The organism is Streptococcus infantis, from assembly GCF_047465525.1.
GTDB classification, from domain to species: domain Bacteria; phylum Bacillota; class Bacilli; order Lactobacillales; family Streptococcaceae; genus Streptococcus; species Streptococcus infantis_R.
The window spans coordinates 21,552-42,439 of sequence record NZ_JASGZS010000001.1 but is presented as its reverse complement, the minus strand read 5'-3'; the positions used below and the strand labels follow the sequence as shown (position 1 = coordinate 42,439).

At 37.3% G+C, this 20,888-nt stretch carries 15 protein-coding genes; 2 read left to right on the top strand and 13 right to left on the bottom strand.

Annotated elements, in window-relative coordinates; all coding sequences use genetic code 11:
• Positions 1–52: 52 nt before the first annotated feature.
• The 5 genes from QM374_RS00210 to QM374_RS00190 all read right to left on the bottom strand — a co-directional run bounded on the left by QM374_RS00210 (position 53) and on the right by QM374_RS00190 (position 9,969).
• Positions 53–6,277 carry an SNF2-related protein gene (locus QM374_RS00210; RefSeq protein WP_414310548.1) on the bottom strand — a complete coding sequence of 2,075 codons (6,225 nt, stop codon included), beginning with the start codon at positions 6,275–6,277 and terminating at the stop codon, positions 53–55.
• 47 nt (positions 6,278–6,324) lie between these two features.
• Positions 6,325–6,735 carry a thrombospondin type 3 repeat-containing protein gene (locus QM374_RS00205; protein ID WP_049525944.1) on the bottom strand — a complete coding sequence of 137 codons (411 nt, stop codon included), beginning with the start codon at positions 6,733–6,735 and terminating at the stop codon, positions 6,325–6,327.
• A 198-nt stretch (positions 6,736–6,933) separates the two neighbouring features.
• Positions 6,934–7,575 carry an ABC transporter ATP-binding protein gene (locus QM374_RS00200; RefSeq protein WP_049525946.1) on the bottom strand — a complete coding sequence of 214 codons (642 nt, stop codon included), beginning with the start codon at positions 7,573–7,575 and terminating at the stop codon, positions 6,934–6,936.
• A gap of 1 nt (position 7,576) precedes the next feature.
• Positions 7,577–9,598 (bottom strand): bacteriocin-associated integral membrane family protein, encoded by a 2,022-nt coding sequence (locus QM374_RS00195; RefSeq protein ID WP_414310547.1) that lies wholly within the window; start codon positions 9,596–9,598, stop codon positions 7,577–7,579.
• A gap of 71 nt (positions 9,599–9,669) precedes the next feature.
• On the bottom strand, positions 9,670–9,969 hold the full coding sequence (locus QM374_RS00190) for a lactococcin 972 family bacteriocin (protein WP_049525949.1): 300 nt from the start codon (positions 9,967–9,969) through the stop codon (positions 9,670–9,672).
• A gap of 519 nt (positions 9,970–10,488) precedes the next feature.
• On the opposite strand from QM374_RS00190, the gene QM374_RS00185 reads away from it, so the two are divergent.
• Entirely contained in the window at positions 10,489–10,653 is a 165-nt protein-coding gene (locus QM374_RS00185) for a hypothetical protein (RefSeq protein ID WP_000201399.1), read from the top strand.
• Between the two features lies 1 nt (position 10,654).
• Complete coding sequence (locus QM374_RS00180) at positions 10,655–11,263, top strand: hypothetical protein (protein WP_075228627.1); 609 nt, start codon at positions 10,655–10,657, stop codon at positions 11,261–11,263.
• Between the two features lie 34 nt (positions 11,264–11,297).
• Here QM374_RS00180 and QM374_RS00175 read toward each other — a convergent pair whose 3' ends face one another.
• From QM374_RS00175 to QM374_RS00140, 8 genes are read right to left on the bottom strand one after another with little or no spacing between them, the layout of a single operon-like run.
• A complete protein-coding gene (locus tag QM374_RS00175) occupies positions 11,298–14,111 on the bottom strand; it encodes a phage tail tip lysozyme (protein ID WP_414310546.1) in 2,814 nt (937 codons plus the stop codon).
• Positions 14,112–14,122: 11 nt separating this feature from the next.
• Positions 14,123–16,480 (bottom strand): VirB4-like conjugal transfer ATPase, CD1110 family, encoded by a 2,358-nt coding sequence (locus tag QM374_RS00170; protein ID WP_414310545.1) that lies wholly within the window; start codon positions 16,478–16,480, stop codon positions 14,123–14,125.
• The gene (locus tag QM374_RS00165) at positions 16,431–16,790 is read right to left on the bottom strand and encodes a PrgI family protein (protein ID WP_001097589.1); all 360 of its coding nucleotides are present in this window, start codon (positions 16,788–16,790) and stop codon (positions 16,431–16,433) included. The genes QM374_RS00170 and QM374_RS00165 overlap by 50 nt, the downstream gene beginning before the upstream one ends.
• Positions 16,791–16,843: 53 nt before the next feature.
• Positions 16,844–17,698: a conjugal transfer protein TrbL gene (locus tag QM374_RS00160; protein WP_001054256.1), complete on the bottom strand. Its 855-nt coding sequence runs from the start codon at positions 17,696–17,698 to the stop codon at positions 16,844–16,846.
• A gap of 16 nt (positions 17,699–17,714) precedes the next feature.
• A complete protein-coding gene (locus tag QM374_RS00155; protein ID WP_000627865.1) occupies positions 17,715–17,957 on the bottom strand; it encodes a hypothetical protein in 243 nt (80 codons plus the stop codon).
• A gap of 20 nt (positions 17,958–17,977) precedes the next feature.
• The gene (locus tag QM374_RS00150) at positions 17,978–19,855 is read right to left on the bottom strand and encodes a VirD4-like conjugal transfer protein, CD1115 family (RefSeq protein ID WP_414310603.1); all 1,878 of its coding nucleotides are present in this window, start codon (positions 19,853–19,855) and stop codon (positions 17,978–17,980) included.
• Positions 19,855–20,343 carry a hypothetical protein gene (locus tag QM374_RS00145; RefSeq protein WP_049522123.1) on the bottom strand — a complete coding sequence of 163 codons (489 nt, stop codon included), beginning with the start codon at positions 20,341–20,343 and terminating at the stop codon, positions 19,855–19,857. Before QM374_RS00145 ends, QM374_RS00150 begins: the two co-directional genes overlap by 1 nt.
• Entirely contained in the window at positions 20,333–20,632 is a 300-nt protein-coding gene (locus QM374_RS00140) for a hypothetical protein (RefSeq protein WP_414310544.1), read from the bottom strand. The genes QM374_RS00145 and QM374_RS00140 overlap by 11 nt, the downstream gene beginning before the upstream one ends.
• Positions 20,633–20,888 lie beyond the last annotated feature (256 nt).

Sequence of the window (20,888 nt, the reverse complement as noted above, 5' to 3'; positions counted from 1 at the left end):
ATCTTTATTCTACCGCGCTTTTCTTTTCTTGTCCGCTATTTTTATATATTTTTTAATCTAATTCAAAAGAAAGTTGTTCCTGCTTTTCTTTTCCTTTTTCGTGGAATTGCCTTAATGCCTGATCAATAATATCTAAATCCGTTTCTGTTTCAATCAATGGTGCGAGTACATCGTATTCGGCCTTTTTAGTTTGATACTCCTCTTCCTTTGGAAAATTTTTCTCAATTTCTACCTTAGCAGTAGTCCATTTATCCTTTAATTCATCCAATAAGTTCTGAGTTTTCACTTGGTCCTCTTTAATGTAATCAATCGTATGCTGGAGCCTTTGAATTGTCCCCAAAGGAGAATACAAATCTAAACTGACAGAATATTGATTTTCTCCTACAATCTTAACAGAGAAGGTTTCAGGAAGAGGCTGATTTATTGGAAGACTAAGCATTTTAATGTCAAATCCTCGATAGCTTGCTAGGGTACGGAATTCTTTGCTGTCAGCTTGATTATGACGGATAAGACGGTGTAGAGATTCACCTGCTTCAGCTCGTTGCTCAAAAACTTGCTTGCCTACTGTCATAGAAAATGCCTGGTCTTTCGATATTTCAGACTGTTGAATATCGCCTTCATACTTGCTTAATCGTTTCTCAAGAATGGGCATATTTTCTTCACAGTAAGAGATTGTATGACGATAGTGATCCTTACTGCGTTGAAAGGCGCGTCTTTGATTTTCTAATAGAGTTAGATCATTCTCTAGTTCCATCTTATATTTGAGATAAGGATTACCTGTTGCTAGTGCCTTAAAATCAGAAGCTGTCATGGTCTGTTCATCAATGTCTTCCGCAGCACGAATCGGCTCCTTAGAAGTCATAATCTGCTTAATATAACGAAGTTTGTTCTCCTGAGTTGCCCATAGATAATTATCAAATGAACCTTTGGTAATGTAGTGGTAAATATCCACTTCCTTGTTTTCATTTCCCTGTCGGATAATCCGTCCATTACGTTGCTGAATGTCACTTGGTCTCCACGGTACATCCAGGTGATGAACTGCTTTCATCTTGCTCTGAACATTTAAACCTGTTCCTCCTTTTTCAGTTGAGGCAAGTAAGATCCGCACCTCTCCTGCATTGACCTTTCGAGACAAACTATTCTTCTTTTCATCACTATTGGCATCATGTACAAAGGCAATTTCCTTACTAGGGACTCCTCTATCAACTAATAAAGCCTTAATCTCAGAATAAACATCAAAGCCATTGTCCTTTTTCTTAGGTGTTCCAATATCTGAAAAAATCATCTGAGTAGCCTTATTTTCCATTCCTTCACGATAAATTCTTTCAACATTATCCACTACCTGAAGCAGTTTATGATTGTCTGCTAGACTATAACTAGAGTCCAACAAACGCATATCAATTGCTAGTTTCCGTGCCTCACCTGTTATCTTTAACATGTTATCCTGACTCGGATCAACTGTTCCACATTTGACCATATCTGACCTCATAACTAATTCTTCTAAATAGAGTTTCTGGTTTTCAGTTAACTCACTCTCAATAGGGATAATATGAGCTTCTGGAACAGGTAAATCCAACATATCTTGTGTTTGAATGTCGGCTGTTTCTTTATAGATTTTCATCAACTCAGGTAGATTGACAAACTTTTTAAATCGTTTCTTAGGCTGGTACTTATCCCCTGTAGGAGCTAATTCCATAGAGTTTTGAATTTCTCCAAAAGCACCTACCCAAGAGTCAAAATAATCAACTTGATAGCGTTTTAAAATATCTGGTTGAATATAGTTCATCATAGTATATAACTCACTAATAGAATTGGAAACAGGTGTTCCTGTCGCAAAGACAATATTTTTATAATCATGTTCTTCCTGAATCTGTTGAACCTTCATTTCCATATCCACGTTCTTCTTAGAGGTTGTATTGGTAATCCCTGCTACATTTCCAAGTCCAGTAATTGGACGAATATTTTTAAAGTGATGTGCTTCATCCACAAAGAGAAAATCAATTCCTAAGTTCTCAAAATCAATAAAACTATCACGATTAAAGCATTGGAGTTCTTCCAATTGTTTCTCTAGACCACTTATTGATTGTTCTGCTTCTTTGACAGTATACTTATTTTCAGAATGCGTTTTAATCTCTCGTAATTCATTGAGTTTATCCTCGATATAATTCATCTGTCTTTCCTTACTGACAGGGATTTTTTCAAATTGAGAATCCCCAATAACAATGGCATCGTAATCTCCTGTAATAATACGTGACACAAATTGTTTTCTTCTCGCCTTCACAAAATCTTTCTTAGTGGTCACAAAGACCTTTTTAGTAGGGAAAAATTTCATGATTTCTTGACCAAACTGAGCAGACAAACTAGAGGGAACCACATACAAGGGCTTATGAACCATCCCCAACTCCTTTAATTTAAACCCAGCACCAAGCATGGTCAAGGTCTTTCCTGAACCTACCTCATGAGCTAATAAGGCTCTTTTTTCTTCTACGATTCTTTGAATGGCATTCTCTTGATGAGGACGAAGACTGATGTTTTGTGCCAAGCCATCAATGACTAGATGGCTACCATCATACTCTCGACTAACAGTTCGATTATAAAGACGATTATAGCTTTCTTCAATGACTTGTTGGACTTCTGGATACCGTGAGACAAATTCTTGAAAGAGCTCTTGTAAATGCTGCTCTTTTGCTCTTAGAACAGAGGTTTTTTCCAAATCTGTGATGGTCTTTTTCTTTTCTCCTTCCGTAACAGTCATGGTAATCGTCGGTTGGTTCGAATTAAGTAAATTCTCAAAAATCTTTCTTCCTGTATCATAACGTGACCCACTAACTCCAAGACTACTATCTTTGGCACTTGGATAGCGATAAGCAAATGATGTCCTTAAATGAACCTGGCCATCGACAGGATTCACTTCAATGACTTGTTCAACATCAGGCGAAGACAATTCAAATTCACGATTGGTAAAACATTCAAAGGCAAATTTACCATAAACGGATTGAGGAATCCAACGTGACCCTATTTTAAACTCAATATCTGCCAGATGAATCCTTGGAGGGCGAACAGATTCTAACAAATCTAAAGCATGGGACCAGTCACATTCTTGATTGTTTTCCTCCACTAATAGTTGAACTACTTCTATCTTGTTGAGAATATCTCCTGATAAAAACTGGTTCTTAGAAAGATATTTTCTTTCTCCTCTTAAATAGCTTTCAGGATCCATTAAAATCTGGTCACCTAACTCATCTAAAATAGCAGCTTGGCTATGATCGGGATAAATTGATACCATATATTCTAAATCAACCCCTCTACCATCCGATAAACTGGAGTTTAAGGCATCTAAAGCCGTTGATACTCTTGCAATCACTCTCTCTGGCCTAACCAATGCTTTCTCAAAAGCTAAAGATTTTTTATATTTTACTTTCTGGTCTTTAGAATCGATGTATTCATCTTCTAAACTTGCTAGTAAAGAATACTTATCGTCACTATCAAATAAGTTCCGATTAACGGAGACATTCAAGTATCCAAATTGACTTACAAAGCGATCATAGTCATGATTGAGTTTACTAAGTAATACCTGAAAATCTGTCCGACTATAATCTTGATGACGTTGAATTTCAATTAAGTCTTGATAGGTCTCTCTCAAATCAACCATGCCCTTAATACGACTAATGTCCTTATCCGATAAGGGACTTTCATAAAAGACAGTTTTTTTGAACAGTCCCTTATATTTCCCTCTTTTACTCGCTTCTTCTGACTTGTAAACATCTAGCACTTCCTCATCTGTCAAATGAAGTTGCACGAATCGGTCTATTTTATGTTCAGACAAAGAACTGTCCCAAGCTTTAAAATCTCCCTTCTCATCTACATAATAACTAATTTCGTCTACTTTTGAACTTTTCCGAATGCCATGCGTATCTCGGTAATAAATTTGATTTCCCTCATATCCAAAAGAATAGAGCGCTAAGTTCTCACGTATACGACTTGGGATAGAATTATCCACTTCTTCTTGGATAAAAACAGGTGCTTTCAAAGAATTGTCAATTTGTTTAGGTGCTTCCACATTCTCTAATGATTTCATTATGTCAGTAGCTAATGTTTCTGATACCCCCTTAACATTGAGAGTACTTCCATTAAAATTACGTACCTCATATTCACCCAAAACTTGTGTATTGTATTTCCCATCAAAATAAGGATTGATCCAGACACGCTTATCCTCCTCAAAGGGAATAGAGCCACTAAAGACAAGTTCCTCCTCATTAAGATTCTTTGCTTGATCCTTTTGAAAGAAGAGGAGATCTGTGGTCACTCGAGTACCTGCAATCTTTTTAAAAGCCGTATCCGGCAAACGAACACCCCCTAAAAAATGAGTGTTGGTTTTAATCTCTTGTAAGACATTATCTGTCCGCTTATCCATTGTCCCGATAGAAGAGATAATCGAAACTTGTCCTCCGTCTCTTACTAAATCAAGTGAGTGTTTGACAAAGTAGTCGTGAATCATATAAGGTTTATCATAGTTTTTATCAGCAATCCGAAAATTTCCAAATGGAACATTCGTTAAGACTAAATCAAAACTATTATTTTGATAGGGAACTTCTTCAAATCCTCGCACTTCAATATGGGTATTGGGATGGAGTTGTTTTGCGATTGCGCCTGTCACACTGTCTAATTCAACCCCATAGAGTTCTGATTTCTCTCGTATACTTCTAGGCATCGCCGCAAAGAAGTTCCCAGTCCCCATAGAAGGATCTAAAATCCTTCCTCCCTCAAAACCATCATCCAGTAACTTTTGCCAAATCTGGCGAATAATCATTGGGTCTGTATAATAGGCTGTGAGAGAACTTTGTTTCATGGTGGAGTATTCTGATTTACTTACTAAGCTCCTGAGAGTTAAACGTTCTGATTCATACTTTGGATTGAGTTCATCAAAAAATTCATTGGCAAGACCACCCCAGCCGACATACTTGGCTAGTAGCTCTTGTTCTTCTGGATTCGCTTGTCGTCCCTCTTTTTCTAATCTTTTAACAAGTTCAATTGCGGCGATATTCGTTTCAATTTTTTCTCGATTTGTCTTAGGATAAAAGTTCTCTAAATCATCTGGAAAAACAAAATCTTGAACAGGAATATCCAACTCTTCTATACTTGAAATAAGTGGTGTTGATTCTGTTTCATTATCCTTTTCCTTTTCTTCTTCCAGATAGGAATACAAATCTATTTCCAGACTTTCACTTGATGAATCCATCTCAATCTCTGAATTTTCTTTTTCAAGTTCTACCAGAGACAATACTTGTTCAATCTCTTCCAAACTGTTCAAATATAAAATAGGATTTTCTTCAAATAACTGGTTGGAATCATTGAATAGCTCTAGGCGAACTAAGTCATTTAACTGTGCATTTTCAATTGAAACCAACTGAAATACTTGTCCTTTATAACTTACTTGTGAACCAATCGGATATTCCCTCAAAGCTTCTTCTACAATTTTATCTACTTTAGTTAGGGAATGAACTTCCACATTTTCTTCTACCTGGTCAATATTATCTAAAGGTAAGACTGCTTCCTCTACTTGCTTAGACTTTTCTCTTATAGCCTTTACTTCATCAAAATAAGTAATAATCTTCAGCTTTTGTGTCAGTGGGAGTTGTGTGTAGTTTTCTTCATGATGGACAAGATCCGTAACGATATCTAAAGTAGCCGTCAATTCTGAGCCCAAATAGGCTAGAACATCTCCTTCTTTTTCTTCAAAATGAATCTCAAGAACTTCTTTTTTTAGTTCTTTGGAATCAACCATTAGAAGAAACTCCTCTATATCTCTACTAATGCGATCAGATAGATTATTCGCAACCCGATAGACATTGACTAAATTGACATCCTGATTCTGATGAAATACAAGCTCACTTAATGGTGTTAGCTTCTCTTTTTCAGATTGGATGTAAAATCGAGTGAAAAGATTATAGGTTGCGACTTCTAGCACCAAGTTTTTCTCAAAATTACTTAATTGAGATAATTTACTTAGACCTGCTTGTCCAAAATTTCTTGTGTAACTTTCTAAATCTTGGTCATTATTTTCAGAACTGGCCTCTAGGAAAGAAACAATATCTTGATCAAAAGAATATACGTGAGGAATCTCTTCTATCTTGCCCTCTTCAGTCAAAAAATTCACTACCAAATCCTGCCATTTCTCATCAAAATGTTGAGCTTGATAACGAAGAAATAGGTCCATTTTCTCCCTATCTTTTGGAATTGTTCCACGAAACATAGCCAATAATTGCATTACTTCCATACTCACTCCTTTCATCTATACGAAAATAGGAGAATCACATGATTCCCCTACAACTCTATCTCCATTTCAACCTCTTGAGGACTGGTTTCTAAATCACTAGACAAAAGAGAAACAGAATCTGTTCTCATGTAGTAAGTATATAAGTCTTCTAGGTCTTGTTGGTTTTCAATCCCTGTTTCAATACTAATCAGAGCCTGTATAAATTCCTTGTAGTGACTCTCCATCATATCTGAAATCTTTTGTTTCATTTCCATAAATACTGAAGATGGTTCAGTTATACTTGTTTGGTCTATGTCTTGTAAATCCTTTTCTAAGGGATTGGTTCCTTCTTCTACTTCCACTAAATCTGAACGACCATCACCATCAGAATCTGCGCTAATAGGATTGGTTCCTAGCGCTAATTCTTGAGCATCAGTTAGTCCATCTTGATCCGAATCACGTTGATAAATGGCTTCCATATACTTCCTTCTTTCCTAGTTAATCTTTTTTCACTCCAATCCTACCAAATATTCCTTGAAAGAAGTATCACAACAAAAAAAGAGAACGAGCCAAAACTGCGTTCTCAAATAATATTGTGATTATAAACAAGTACTCCAGATTTTCGAAATTTATGCTGTATATAATCAAAAACTTTCTTATTGCTGAATCTTGCCATATCATCTATGTGATAAATCGGTAACTCGAATGACTTGGTCCACTTGCTCCCAAATAAGAGGATTGTGGGTCGCAATAATAATGGTTCGATTCGGATTTTTTAAAGATTCTAGGATAGAGAGTAATTCCTCAGAGTTTTTGGGGTCTAGCGAAGCGGTTGGTTCATCTGCAAGAATCAAAGGCGGATCCTTTAAAATTATCTTCGCTAGTGCAACACGTTGTGCTTCTCCTCCTGATAACTCAAATATAGGTTGCTTTAAATCCAAATAAGAGAGGTTTACACGGTTTAGAGCTTGTTTCATCAAAGAGAGTTTCTCTTTTTCTTTCAACTTTTTACCAACTAAACCCAGATTGAGATTCTCTTTGACGGTTTGGCTTTCAATTAAGCCAAAATCTTGAAATAAATATCCCAAGTAATCTCTAAAGAAAACAGAGGGCTTAATGTCTTTAAGAGAGGTGCCATCATAGATGATTTGCCCTTTGTCATATGGCTCTAATCGTCCAATCATATTCAAGAGTGTTGTCTTACCACAGCCACTTGTACCGATTAAGGCATAAATTTTCCCACCTTCAAAATGAAGATTAATATCTGAAAATAGCTGACGGCTTCCAAATTTTTTAGATATATTCTTTAGTTCAATCATCCTATTTTCCTTTCATAATGGTCATAGAAACACGAGATTCTTTCTGTGCTTGACGGTAGAGAGTCAGTATAGCAATAACGAGGAAGATTGATAAAGTTACCAATCCAATCATCAAATCCCGACTACGCCAAATAAAGAGACTCGCACCGAATATAAAACTAGCAAATTGACTAATCATATACTGAGCGTGTGTTTCAAAAAATCGCAAACCAGAAATTCGTTTAATCAAAATCTCACGACGGAATTGTTCAAAATAAAGAAGATTCACAGAATAAAAGAGAAGCAAAGAACTCGCGATTCCAATAATAGCTCCTAAAATAAGGGTTAGAGTTTCTGTTTGAACCTCATAGTAACGTGCGAGGTAAACACTTCGTCCCTCCTTGAGATAGGAGACTTGATCATAAATTTCTGCATTTTTCAAGAGTTTAATCCCATCTTCATATCCTTTGACAAAAATATTCTTACCAGCATTGATAGACCAACTAGATAAGGATGTAAAACTATCACCTGTAGAAGTCGGCGTGAATACCACTAAAATCGGATCAGTCAAATACTGAGTGGATACGGGATTCTCACCGTTATTATAAACAAACCGCTTTTCTCCCATTGAAAGATAACTAACGTGCGCTTTCATCTCATAATCCAAAGGAGCACTTGCCTCCTCACCAGATTTTCCATAATAACTCAATCTTTCTTCAAAGATTTTTTTTAGTTCTGCTTCTCGAGAGCGCAAATGTTCTGGGAGCAAGAGAATAAACTCACCTTTTGGGAGATGGGCTAACTTCTGTTTGGTCTCAGCATCTACCACGACCTTTTCCTTCTCCAAATAACTGGGACTAACATAGAGCGTATTAGCATCCGGACTATAGGTATCCAATGTCTCTCCCTGTTCATTTTTTCCTTGTGGATTGGCAAAATGGAACAGATTATCCTTTACATAAAGGGCTTGTTCTTCTTCGATTGCTTCCTTGGCAAAGGCATACCACTTGCTCTGATTTTCCGCATTTTTTCCTCTATCACCGATCCCAAAGGAAATTTGGTAATAATCTGCTCGATCTTCCCAAGCTTGCTTGGATAGCTGGAGTTCCTGTAAACGCTGGTAAGAAGTCAAGCCAGTCTTGACTGCATAACCTACTGTAAAGACAGCAACCAACTGACATAGCAAGGTCAAGGTCATCAAACGTTTGAGGGGCAAACGTCCTTTTAACACAGGAACCAAAGCCTTGTAGCTCAAGCTCATCAAGTAGAGCAGGCTCAGTACGAGCGAAATTCCCAATAAAAAGAGAAGATAAAGCCCCACTCCGATACTAAAGGTTGCTAAAAGAACGGAATAAAAGAGCCCTTGGCCGAGGAGTACAGCACCTCCCACTATAAGGGATCCCCCCCCAGCTAAGCAAAGCCACTTGACGTCATCGTATAAGGCGCTTCCTATAATGGACAAGAGGGTCTGTCCTGAAAAGAGCTGAAGCCCTGCAGCCCGCATCTCCTTAATCCGAGTGATAATCACCATAGCAAAGAAAGCTAATCCAAATATAGCTAAACTAATCAACAACAACGGATTTAAAGCAATCCAAAAAGCTAAAAGATACGGAGGAGTTTTGCGGTCTGCAATCGCTTTATAACCTAAATCATCTAATTTTGCAGCTAATTTTTCCTTGGTCAATGAACCAGATAAGAGAAGGTAGCTATTGAGAGGATCGCTCCGTTCTCGGCTTTCTTGGCTGGCCACTTGAAACTCTTTTGGCAAGCTTCCCTGACCATAGGTCGCATAGGTGAAGTTGGTGCTTCCATCCTTACTCGGCTCTACTATCCGTCTGGCAATCAAACTCTGCTCCGAGCTTGCAAACTTCTCCAACTCTCGCTCAAACTCCTCACGAGTCGGCTCTTGTGCCCCCTTTTTAACACGTAGCAGGGTAACGGAGTCATAACTAGTATAGAGATACTGAGGGGCACGTAAGATAATAATCCAAATGAAGAAGCAACTGAGAAAAATAGTAGACAAGCAAATAAATAGTTTCTTCATAGTAGACTCCTTATAAAAAAATGATTCCCCTTGTAGCTCGTACAAGGGGAACGATTTAAACCAATGAACGATTAGTCATAATCATAGTAAAATGATACTTGTTCTCCCCATTTGGTCCAAATCCATGCGTAGGAAGTTTTTCCAGCAGGAGCTTCTCCTTTATCAGAATCACTATCCCATCTGCTCACGATAGATGAATAATGGTATTTTTTACCATGGTAGTAATTTGAAAAAGCCCATCCTCCTCCAGAACCCTCACCATAGGTCCAAACACCACCATCAGGATACTGCACTGCGGCAGATACAGCTCCCATTAATGTAAAGCTTGAAATAAGAGCTAGAGCGAGTAATCTATTTTTTTTCGTTTTCATTTTATTTCTCCTTTCAAACAAAGCACACCCTGAGTAACAATGCGACAAAATAAATCCTCCTCTCTCTTTTTTTGAAACCGGTTTCTTTATAAGACAATGATACCATTTTTACTATTATATGTCAATTAATTATATGTCAATTAATTTTAAGTAAACCAGAAAATTTTTTTCAAATAAACTATTGTAATAATAAAAAATAGATGGCTTACTGAACCTGTAAGCCACCTAGTCAGTCGGTTTATTCTGGTGTCTGCCACCGCTTGGCCCTTACGTCCAAGATTGCTATCGGATTTCGTTCTGGTGTCCGCCACCGCTTGGCCCTTATGTCCAAGATTACTATCAGATTGACCATGAGCCGACCACTCATCTACACCATTATTCTAACGAATATGAGCTACAAATACAAGAGAAAAACTTATTTTGGATTTATACACTATAGAAAACATACACTATCTTTAGATTGAACTTTTTTTCAAAATAAGCTATAATGAATTTAAGTAGAAACAGGAGGTAGAACAAATGGCTACAATCAGTTTAACACGTGACATAAAACTAACAAACGAAGATGCTCTAAAAATTCTTAATCATAAACCATCTAAAAAGCTACAAGCAGTCTTGAAATCTATTGAATCACAAGACGCTACCGCTCCAACGAAAAATAAACTCATTTCAAAGTATCTGTAAGATGACAATTCAAGTAACACCACTTAAGCAATATCTTGAAAATATTCAAGTGCTGGCTCCTGATAAAACTAAGAAACAAGTTCAGGAGCTATTTAAAACTATCATTTTAGAAAATGTTAATTTCAACGGTAATGAAGAGATGTTGACTTATCTATCTGATAAAGCTCCCAATTTTGAAAAACAACATCGTTCTCGTAATTTTATCGTTGAAGAAATTGAAACAAGTAACATCATAGGATTCTTTAGTTTATCTCTCAAAGTTGTTGATATTTCTGATTTAGAGAAATCCTTAAAAAAGAAACTCGTCCTAAAAGGGAAAAGTCCCAAAAATATTGATTATCTCCCTGTGTTACTTATCGGTCAATTCGGCAAAAACACAAAGCTAAATAAACTATCAGGACAAGAGTTATTTGAAATTGTAATTCAAAAAATTGAAGAATTTCGAGCAATTGTAGGAACTCAGATGGTATTTTTAGATAGTATCAATCATCCTAAAGTCATTCAATTTTATGAACAGTTCGGATTTGTTGCTTACAGTCAATTGATTAAAGACGATCATCAAGTAAGTTATCAGCCTATGGCATTAAATATGTCACTCTATAAAAACTAAGAATCATGTCACCTAAACTGATGACATGATTCTTTTATTTCACCGTATAAGCAAAACTAATGGCACTATCTGCTTGAGAGATTTTTCTAAAGGTATAGTTAGGGTTGCCACCATAGTTGGTTTCAGACACAAGGAAAGAACCATCATCATAGACCTTCTCGACAAAAGCCACATGACCATAGTCTGCTGGTGTGCCATGGGTACCTCCGACAAAAGAAACAATAGCACCTGCTTTTGGTGTGGAACCCGTTTCTCCACCAAGACTTGAAGCTGTCGCAACCCAGTCCTGACCATTTCCCATGGTATTAATGATTGAAATCTTCTCTCCGTTTCTACCTTTTAGCTTTAATCCTAACTGGTTCATACGAGCCGCAACACCCCATGTACATTGTCCATAGGCATAGGCCATACCATCTCCACCACCAGGAACAGAATGATCATACAAGTCCCCACGAACCCCTTCAAGGGATTGTGGGTCACTTTTTGCCTGTCCTCCATTTGTTTGACTAAAGCCTTTTTCAATTTGATAATACCATTCCGTTGCTCTGGTTTGTCTTTCCAGTAGTTTGTCACCAGAATTTCCCTCCCAATAGGTAAGAAAGAGTTGGGCGAGATTGGCAGCACTGCCTGTATTTCCAAAGAAATCCTTTAACCAACTTTGATAGTAAGGACTATCCCCATGAAGCATAAAATCAAGTTGGAGGTCTAAATCATACCACTTCTTATTTTGGCTGCGTGCATAATTCAATAAAGCTGTATGACGTGTTGAACCATCTGTAGTATCTGTCCATTGACCTAACCCCAAACCTCTATGAAGGATATTAGGATAAGCACCACTATAAATGGCTGGACCACCAATTGCTAACCAGGTTTCATCATCCCATGAGGAATCGGTAGCGCCAACAGGAGGGGATAAATAATCTCCTTCTGCTCGTTTTGGATTAATCGAAGACTCTACTGACCAATTTCCTAAAATTGCCGCAATGGCTTGGGGACTTGCCCCTTGAGATTTCAAAAACTCATAAATATGTTTTGCTCGTTCAAACTCATCCCCACCAAACTGACCAATTGCTGGTAAAATAGTAGTCTGAAGTTGAATGACTTTTGGAAAATAAAATTGCGGATTGACATACACCAATTTTTCTTTCTTGTTCTTATACTTTTGATAGGAAACTTTCAAACCTGTATCATCTGGTGTTTCACCTATAACATCACCCGTTAGAACTCTTGTTCCCTCAATCGCACGGCCATTATGAATGGAATATAAGGTTAAGCGACTCTCATTCTCTCCTTTTCCGTTAGTGAGAATAACATTATCTCCGTCTAGAGATACAACACCATCCATTGGTGCGACAATCCTTTGGTGAGCCTTCGCTTCTAGTAGAATGTACTCCTGAAGGGTAGGTTTGCCGTCTAAATCATAGTAGCCATAACGATAAGTCATGGTTAGACTATCCTCGTTGCTTTTCCCCTCAAATGGATTGTCCAATTCCTGCATGGAAGCATACACACCCTCTTCTTTTAGTTCCTTCATTTCCTCTTGATCGTCTTTTGATAGTTTATACTTAGGAGTTTCATAAAGGTCTTGCATGGATTTTAAATCTTCTCCATCGTTTAAATCATGCCACAAAGTAGACAGATAATCCTTGTAAGATTCTGAACTAAATAAGTGAACTGGTTTGTGTAACTCATAGTCATGGAATTTAAAGTTCATATACCCCATCACATCATCAACTTTTGTGTAATAAGTAATTCCTTTGTCATTTGTACGAGTATGTTCTGCGTCTTCCCAAGTTAGGTGGGTATAAGCTTTTGTTAATTCAAATTCATCTTGTTGAATCAAACTAGCAGATGAAAATCCTAAAAAGAAGCTCATCATAAGTAAGAGAAGAAAAACTAATCCTCCTACTATCCATGTTATAGGATTCCCAGCCGCAAATGTAAAGAAGGAAAAGGCTGCTTTTAGTTTTTGATAGATATTTCGGACACTTGTAAGACCTTGTTTCTTTAATTTTCGATACCGATTTTTAAAGGAACTTGGATTATCTTTCGCTAGTTTCCATCCTTTTCCAGCCTTAAAATGATGGTAACGCTCTTTTGTGTTAGCAAGTCTCTTCTTCGTAAAACGACCTGTTGCTTGTCCTGTCTTAACACTAGCTTTTCCCAGATTATAAGAAATTCGGCTGTAGCGTTTTCCTTTTCTAATTGTCTCTTGAAGCGTGCGATAACCTTCTAAATCTTCATTTTCTGAAGCTAACTCTCCTCCTTCACGTCCAAGTACATAAAGAAAAGTTTTGGCTTTCCTACTGACTTTTTTGGACTTATAGGCTTGTTTAGCAGATTTTAGATTCTCTTTGGCGGCCTTGACTTCTTTCTTAGCTTTTAATTCTTCTAAACTCTTCCCTTGAAAGAAAAAATTAGATTTTTGTTTCGATTCCTGACCATAAAGAAATTTTTGATTGTTTTTTCTTTCTTTACGACTCTCTTTTCTTTCTTCTTTTGCTTCTACCTTGGCTTCTCTAAATTGCTCCTTGGCTATTTTCAATCGTTTCCTAGCATGAGGCAACCGTCTGTCTCTTAATTCTTTCCGATTCAAAAGAGATGGAGGACTATTTTGAAGAATATGATTGTAGTCTTCATTTGCTTGTTTTACTCTCTCCTTTGAAGTTTCTCTCATCCCCTCTAGCTTTTGCTTTATCTCTTTTTTCCATGCTTTTTCATCCAGTACAGAGGAATCTTTTTTCTGTTTCCTCACCTCCTTCTTTCCTTGTTTCAAGAATTTCTTCTCATCTTTTAGACTTCTTCTAAATGCCTTTCGGGCACGTATGATTTCTCTTTTATCCTTCATTTTACTTCCCCTTAGTTAGAAGCCATTTTATCAGGATCTGTACTCATGATATCAAACAATTGAGTATCTTGGGGAATCTTATTTTTAAAGGGAACAACAACTGATCCAGCTTTTATCAGTCCTGCCCCTTTTTCTGGATTGACTAGGTATTTTTCGAGTTCTTTTGACAAGCCTAAGAGTTGAACTAGTTCTTCTCGGTCATTTTTTGCTTGCTTGAGGAGAATCATAAATTCACTATTTGCAATAATTCGTCTACCATTTGGATCTAACAATAAGGTTTCGACATTTTGGGTTATCCCAGTCGGACTAGCGCCATATTTTCTGACACGACTCCACAATTTAAAGAAGAAATCACTGGCATATTTGTCTAATAAGAGAAGTTGCATTTCATCAAAATAAATCCAGGTCTTCTTCCCTAATTTTTGGTTCCGAACAACACGATTCCATATCTGATCAAAAACCACCATAAGGGCGATTTGTTTCAGCTCATCTCCTAACTTTTTAACATTATAGATTAAGAAATTGGATCCTGTCTGAATGTTTGTTTTATGAGAAAAAATATCAAGAGAACCTTCGACATACAGTTCCATATCAAGTGCCAAATTCTGCGCTTCTTCTTCTGGTTGTTGACTCAAGACAAAGACCCATTCTTCCAAAGAAGGTTCTTTAAAAGACTGATAGGTGAGTCTGGTGACTCGGTCGATAATCGATTTTTCTCTTCCATCCATTTTTCTATCCAATAACTTGCCGATAAAGGATAAAAGAAATTCTGATTTTACCTTTACAGGATCTTCATCCATATTTTCTTCAGACAAGTCAAGGACATTGAGATAGGTTTGGGAATCAGGCGCAATATCAATCATTTCTCCCCCAAAAGCCCGGCCAATGACACTATATTCTGCTTCTGGATCCACGATGATAATTTCTGTATTTTCACCAGATTCCTTGATTTTGGTCGTGATAATTTCATGCTTGGTTGCCATCCCTTTCCCAGCTCCAGATGTTCCTAAAATCAGACCAGACGGTGTATTTAATAGGCTGCGATCAATGGTAATAATATTGCTTGAGATTTGATTGATACCGTAATATTTCCCACTACGGTCTTGTAAGTCTACTGAAGTCCAAGGTGAGTTCACTGCTACATTGGACGTTAATAAACTCCGTGATACTCCCTCTAAAAAATCACAACCAAATGGCAGCAAACTATTAAAGGCTGCTTCTTGCATATAGGGAAGTTTATCAATTATTAGGTCATTTGAGCCGGCCACTTGTTGAATCGTGTCTAGGGCTTGTTTGAGTTCTTCTTCATCCTGACCAAAAACACCAATCAAAAAGACTGTTTGAAATAGTTTATCTCCTGTCTCTGTCATGGTTTTTAAGAGTTCCTCAGCTTCATCGATATTGCTTTCTAATACATGACCTACTTTTTCCAAATAGATACCTGTACGAGCTAGTTTTTGTTGTTCCCCAATCTTTTGTGATTCCATCAAGGTCTTCTTTGTTCGTAGTTTCTTCATGGCATCTGCCTTGGTTGAACTTTGTGCATGGAGGCTCACAATCAATTCCAAATCTCCTTGCATGAGGTCTCGGATAAACTGATCCCCTAATTCCATGCCGTAGTCTCTTACATAGACAATCTGTAATAAGCGGTCATTGATTTGTAGGTAATTCTTGTTTTTAAAATCCAAGAGATTAGGTGCTATGAAGTGACGAGTTGTCTGACCAGATCTGGTTAAATCACGGTAAGAAAAAGGAAGATGGTGTTCTCCTCTAAGCATATCGGCCAACAAGTTGACACGGTTTTCTCCAGCCAAGGATTCAAATCGAGCATCAATTTCTGAGAAACCACTCTTGAAATATTCTCCTATTTGGGACAAGGAACGATAGGCTTGTTTGGGATTAGAATCCTTTCTACCAAAGCTAATCAGTTTAACAGCCGAAAAGTTATTTTCGCCACTGTCTAAATTCTGATTCATCATCCGATTCAATTCTTTACGATAGGTATCATACCCATCTTCTTTTTCCTCATACAAAACACTTTGTCTGAATTTTTCTAAATTCAATCTTTTGTTAAAGATAGTCAATTGGAAGTTGGTTTGATCGTCTAGGGAGTTAATCAAATCAGAATACTTCTCAATGATTGCCCCCTTATCTTCTAAACCAACGGTCTGGTAATTGACATCTCCAAGTAAATAGCTTTGTGAGAAATAATCTTCTTTTACCTGCATCAGACCATTTTGATACAGGGCTTGATAGGAAAGAGTATTAGCCGTAGAGGGTAACACTTCCTCTTTTTTCCCTTTAACTACTTCCTTTTTATTAGTCATTGAAGTTTTTTGTTTCTTTAATGTATTTGATTTTCTTTTCATGTTCAGGTCCTTTCTTTCCTGTAATTGTGCGTAAGGGAACCGTTAATTCAAAATGAAGACGGTATTTCAAATAATGTTCAAAATATAAATCATTGGGTTTATAGACTCCAAAAAGCATGAGGGGAATGGTAAAGGCAAACACAAAACCGTAAACAAACCAATCTCCAAATTGCCAGAAAAAGAGATTCAAGCCCAAAACAATAATTGTGACAATAAAGGCTGGTAAAACAAAAATGATTTGTCTTGTGGTGAAACCTAACCAAGCCCTGTGTTGGTATTTTGAGATGTCTTTAAAGACACGTGTATTCATGACTTTCCTTTCTAAAAAGGCTAAGAAGCAATCACTTCCTAGCCTTTATCTAATTACATACCTAAGATTGAGCGAGCCGTACGTTGAGAACCAACGAGGGCAATAATCAGTAAGATAGCTTGTATTAAACTACCAAACATAATCGCAAGAGATTGCAAGACTCCTGCACCATTTGAAACAGCTATTTTCCCAGCAGATTCAAACAAAGGAACAAGAGAAACAATCAGAAAAATAAGAACCCCTTGTACCGCATAGACCATAATATTTTTTAAATAGCCAATACCAATAGACTTCCACTCATCACTTAAAAATGTTGGAATCGTAAGAGGGGCAAATGGAATCATAAGGTAGAGTTGAATAAATCGAATAGATACCAAAAGATTAACCATGGCTGCACTTACTATCCGAACTAGCCAAATGAGGAGGGCGAAAAATCCCACAATCATCCGGCCAATAAATCCTGAACCTTTTAATCCAGAGATGGTATCATACTTTGCCCCACCGTGAGCCACAATCGAGGCCACTTGTTCAATGGCGTGACTCGCAATCCCGATGATGGCTTCTACAATCACGGTAGTGTTGGTAATTACCACTGCGACCATAATATAACTAATCAACATCGGCGCTAATGCTTCAAAGGTCATCGCTCCTCCTGAGTTAGCAATCTTCTTTGCCATCTTCGAAAATTCTAAGATAAGAACAACTGATAAAATCGCAACTCCAAGAGGCTGCATGACACTTTTAGTAATACTAGACATGTAAGTCCAAACGGTTGGATTATAGCTAGATAGAGATTTAATCAGATCTACCGTAGATTGTAAATCTACATTAAATCCTTCAAATAAATTTTCAGCTGATATTTTTTCAGATGCAAGGTAAACAAAGGGTGAGACTAAACTAAGATTCATATCATTGTTTATCCTCCTAAATTGAAATTTGAGTTACAAAGGCTCCAGCAGCCCCTACCATAACACCACCGACTATTTCCAGAATGGCATTCCGAACACCTGGTCCACCATCTTTAATGTTGGTTGCAAGATTGACAATCCCCACAACAACGAGAAAGGCACCAACCGCAATCAATCCCTTCTGTAACAAAGACATAGCTTGTGCAAACATAGCACTTGCGTCTACTCCATAAACAAAACCTTTAAAATGCGTAATCATCTATTTCCTCTTTTCTATTTTTATTTTAAACTAGATTCAAAAGTTAAATCACGAATTCTAAGGCCTTCAAGATGATTTTCTTGTCTTTGATTCAAAGGATTGATTTGATAGTTCCACCACCGTTCATCGGTTTCTTGATTGGCTAGGTACTTCCAGTTTGGATGCTTGGTTGAATTGTATTTTTTGCTTTTAAAGACAGGCATATTGGCAATTCGAACCAGGCATTCATGCCGTTTCATATTTCCGACTTCATCAGGTGTCATTAAATCACGAGCAATCTTTTGATGAGAAAGGGATCCTGAACCTGTCTGGCCAAAGGAACGACTCGTATTTCGAACATCAATGGTTTGTTTACCGAGTAAGCCACTCATAAATTTAAAGGTATCTTCATCATTACCGCCTAAGTAGATTAAGCTATCACAGTTCCCAAGAATGGTTTTCCAAGCTTCTTTTTCTTTATAGAGCCCTTGAAGTTGGGCAATATTTTGAAGAATGGGAACGAGACTCATATTACGAGAACGAACTGTTGAGGTTTGTTCAGCAAAATCTGGAATTTCTCCGATATTTGCGAACTCATCTAAATAGACTCTCACATGAAGAGGCAATTGACCCTTAAAATCAATATCTGCTTGTCTTGTTAGGGTTTGAAATACGGTTGAAAAAAAGAGGGCTGAAAGAAAGCGAAAGGTACTATCGTTATCTGGGATAACTAGGTAAACCATTGATTTTTCCTTGCCCCATGTCTTCATATCAAGGGTATCTCTTTTGGTCAAATCCATGACACTTTGAATATTGAAGAGGGCAAATTTAGCAGTGGTTACAGCTATGACAGAATCCAGAGTCTTATCCTTATAATTTTGGAAATCTGCCCAATTTCGCATGGTAAAATTTTCAGTCCCATACTTTTTAGCATAATTTTCAAATAGAATTTCTAAGACACTTTTTTCTTGGTTTTCACCCTTGGATAAGTGTTTAATGAGTTTTGAGATTTCAGCAAAACTTGGATAACGCCCTCGTTTTTTTCGCTCTTCCACTTCTTTTTTTTGACGTTTCAACAAGTTTTGGTATTCCTTTTGACTTAAACGACTTTCTTCTATGAGCTGTTCTCTTGTTTTAGGTGGGTTATAGAAATCGACCAAGTAGGAGGCTAAAGCTCGTACCAAAGTCATAGAAGCTTCATCCCAAAATGGATCACTACGGGAGCCAGAGCCTTTGGTATTATTGAAATAAACCGTCAGCATGCGATTCAAATCATTTTCTGTCTCTATATAGCGAAAAGGATTGAAGCCATCTGAGTTCTTCATATTGACTAAATCTAGCACCTTTACTTGGTAGCCATGTTCTAAAAAGAGTTTGCCTGTTTTTTCGGCCAAGTGATCTTTAGGATCCACGACAATATTAGAACTATTCATCTGAATCAGATTGGGTTTCACAAAGCGAAATGTCTTCCCACTTCCTGAACCTCCGATCACCGCAATATTCTTATTTCTATCATATTGGGGTGGTTTTTTATCTAATAATGTCAAACGAACATCTTGAGCTAAGATCGTATCATGAGAAAATTCCTTACCGTAAAAGAGCTTCTTTTCTTTTAGAGTTCCAAAACGGGCGCTCCCGTATTCTACCCCTTCTCGGTATTGTTTTTTACCAGTCTCTAGATAGAGATAAACCAGCAACATCATCACAAAACCTAGTAGAAAAAAAGCACTTGATTTTCCAGTAAAAGAAACATTCCATGGCGACTGAAGAACTTCATCTTGACCTTCCATTAGAAGATGAGTCCATTTATCTAAGGTATTTCCAGTATAGGAATCATACAAAAGCGTCAAACGATGAAAAAGATAGCCTAGTAAGATACCTAACAGTGAGAATAGTAGGAATTTCTTTCCACTGTACATCATCTCACCATCTCTTTCTGTTTGACGGCTCCTTCTTGTCTAAAGGTAATTTGGGATTTAGCCTCATCAATTGCATCGTCTAATGACTTATCCATGGTAAAATCAGCTAATTTCTCCGGATCATTAACCATTTTTTCTAGCAGATGGTCTAAATGATTGTCTAGAATCGAACGGTCTTTCGTGTAGAAATGCAGAGAATCCCCTTGCCAAGCGATGGCTAAAGGAATCTCTTCTTTTTCTAAAAAGGCTTTAAATTTCTCTATATCAATTGGTTTGTCTAAAAAATCTTTTTTCAGATTAATCGTATCAATCGCATAGGGAGATTGTAGCAATTCTTCTAATTTCTGCACACCTATCTTATAGGCGGAATCCTGTGCTAAAGCCTGACGTCTAGACCATTCTAGAATCTTTAAGAGACTTCTTACAGTAAATAAAAGACTACGCTCTGCATATTGAACTGCCATTCGTTCCTGTTGTTCAGAGGACATCTGACGCCTCCTTCTTAACAAATAGCAGTTTTCCTTCTTTATAGCGATAAGCTATCAATTTCTGATGTTGCTTAATCGACTTGACAACCTGCAGTAGATCTCTCGAATAAGGTTCTCGAAGAGTAACTTCTACTGCTTTCCCATCAACGATACCAACACGTTTAAATTCAATGTAGTCTTTTTTGAGATGTCCTAAGCCCATACCAAAAGGAAAGTGATGAATCAATTGGATGGTACATCCACCTTTATTTCCCATTTGTTTCAAATCATACAAGTTTACTACCTTCATGATTAACTCCTTTATCTAGTTTGTCGCATCGTTTAAGTCTGGTAACGATAAACTCCGTGTCTGTTAGAAAATTCTCACACACGTCTTGTGCCAGTTGCCCTTCACAGGGAAATACTCTCAGTCCCTACTTACACAGGCACGCTAATCAAGACGGAGTGGATTCAATTTTCAAAGAACAGGTAGCTTTATTATAGATAAGAGTAGTTGAAATTTTTATCACATTTTTTATTTTCCTGTAGAGCTAAATTCATACTAA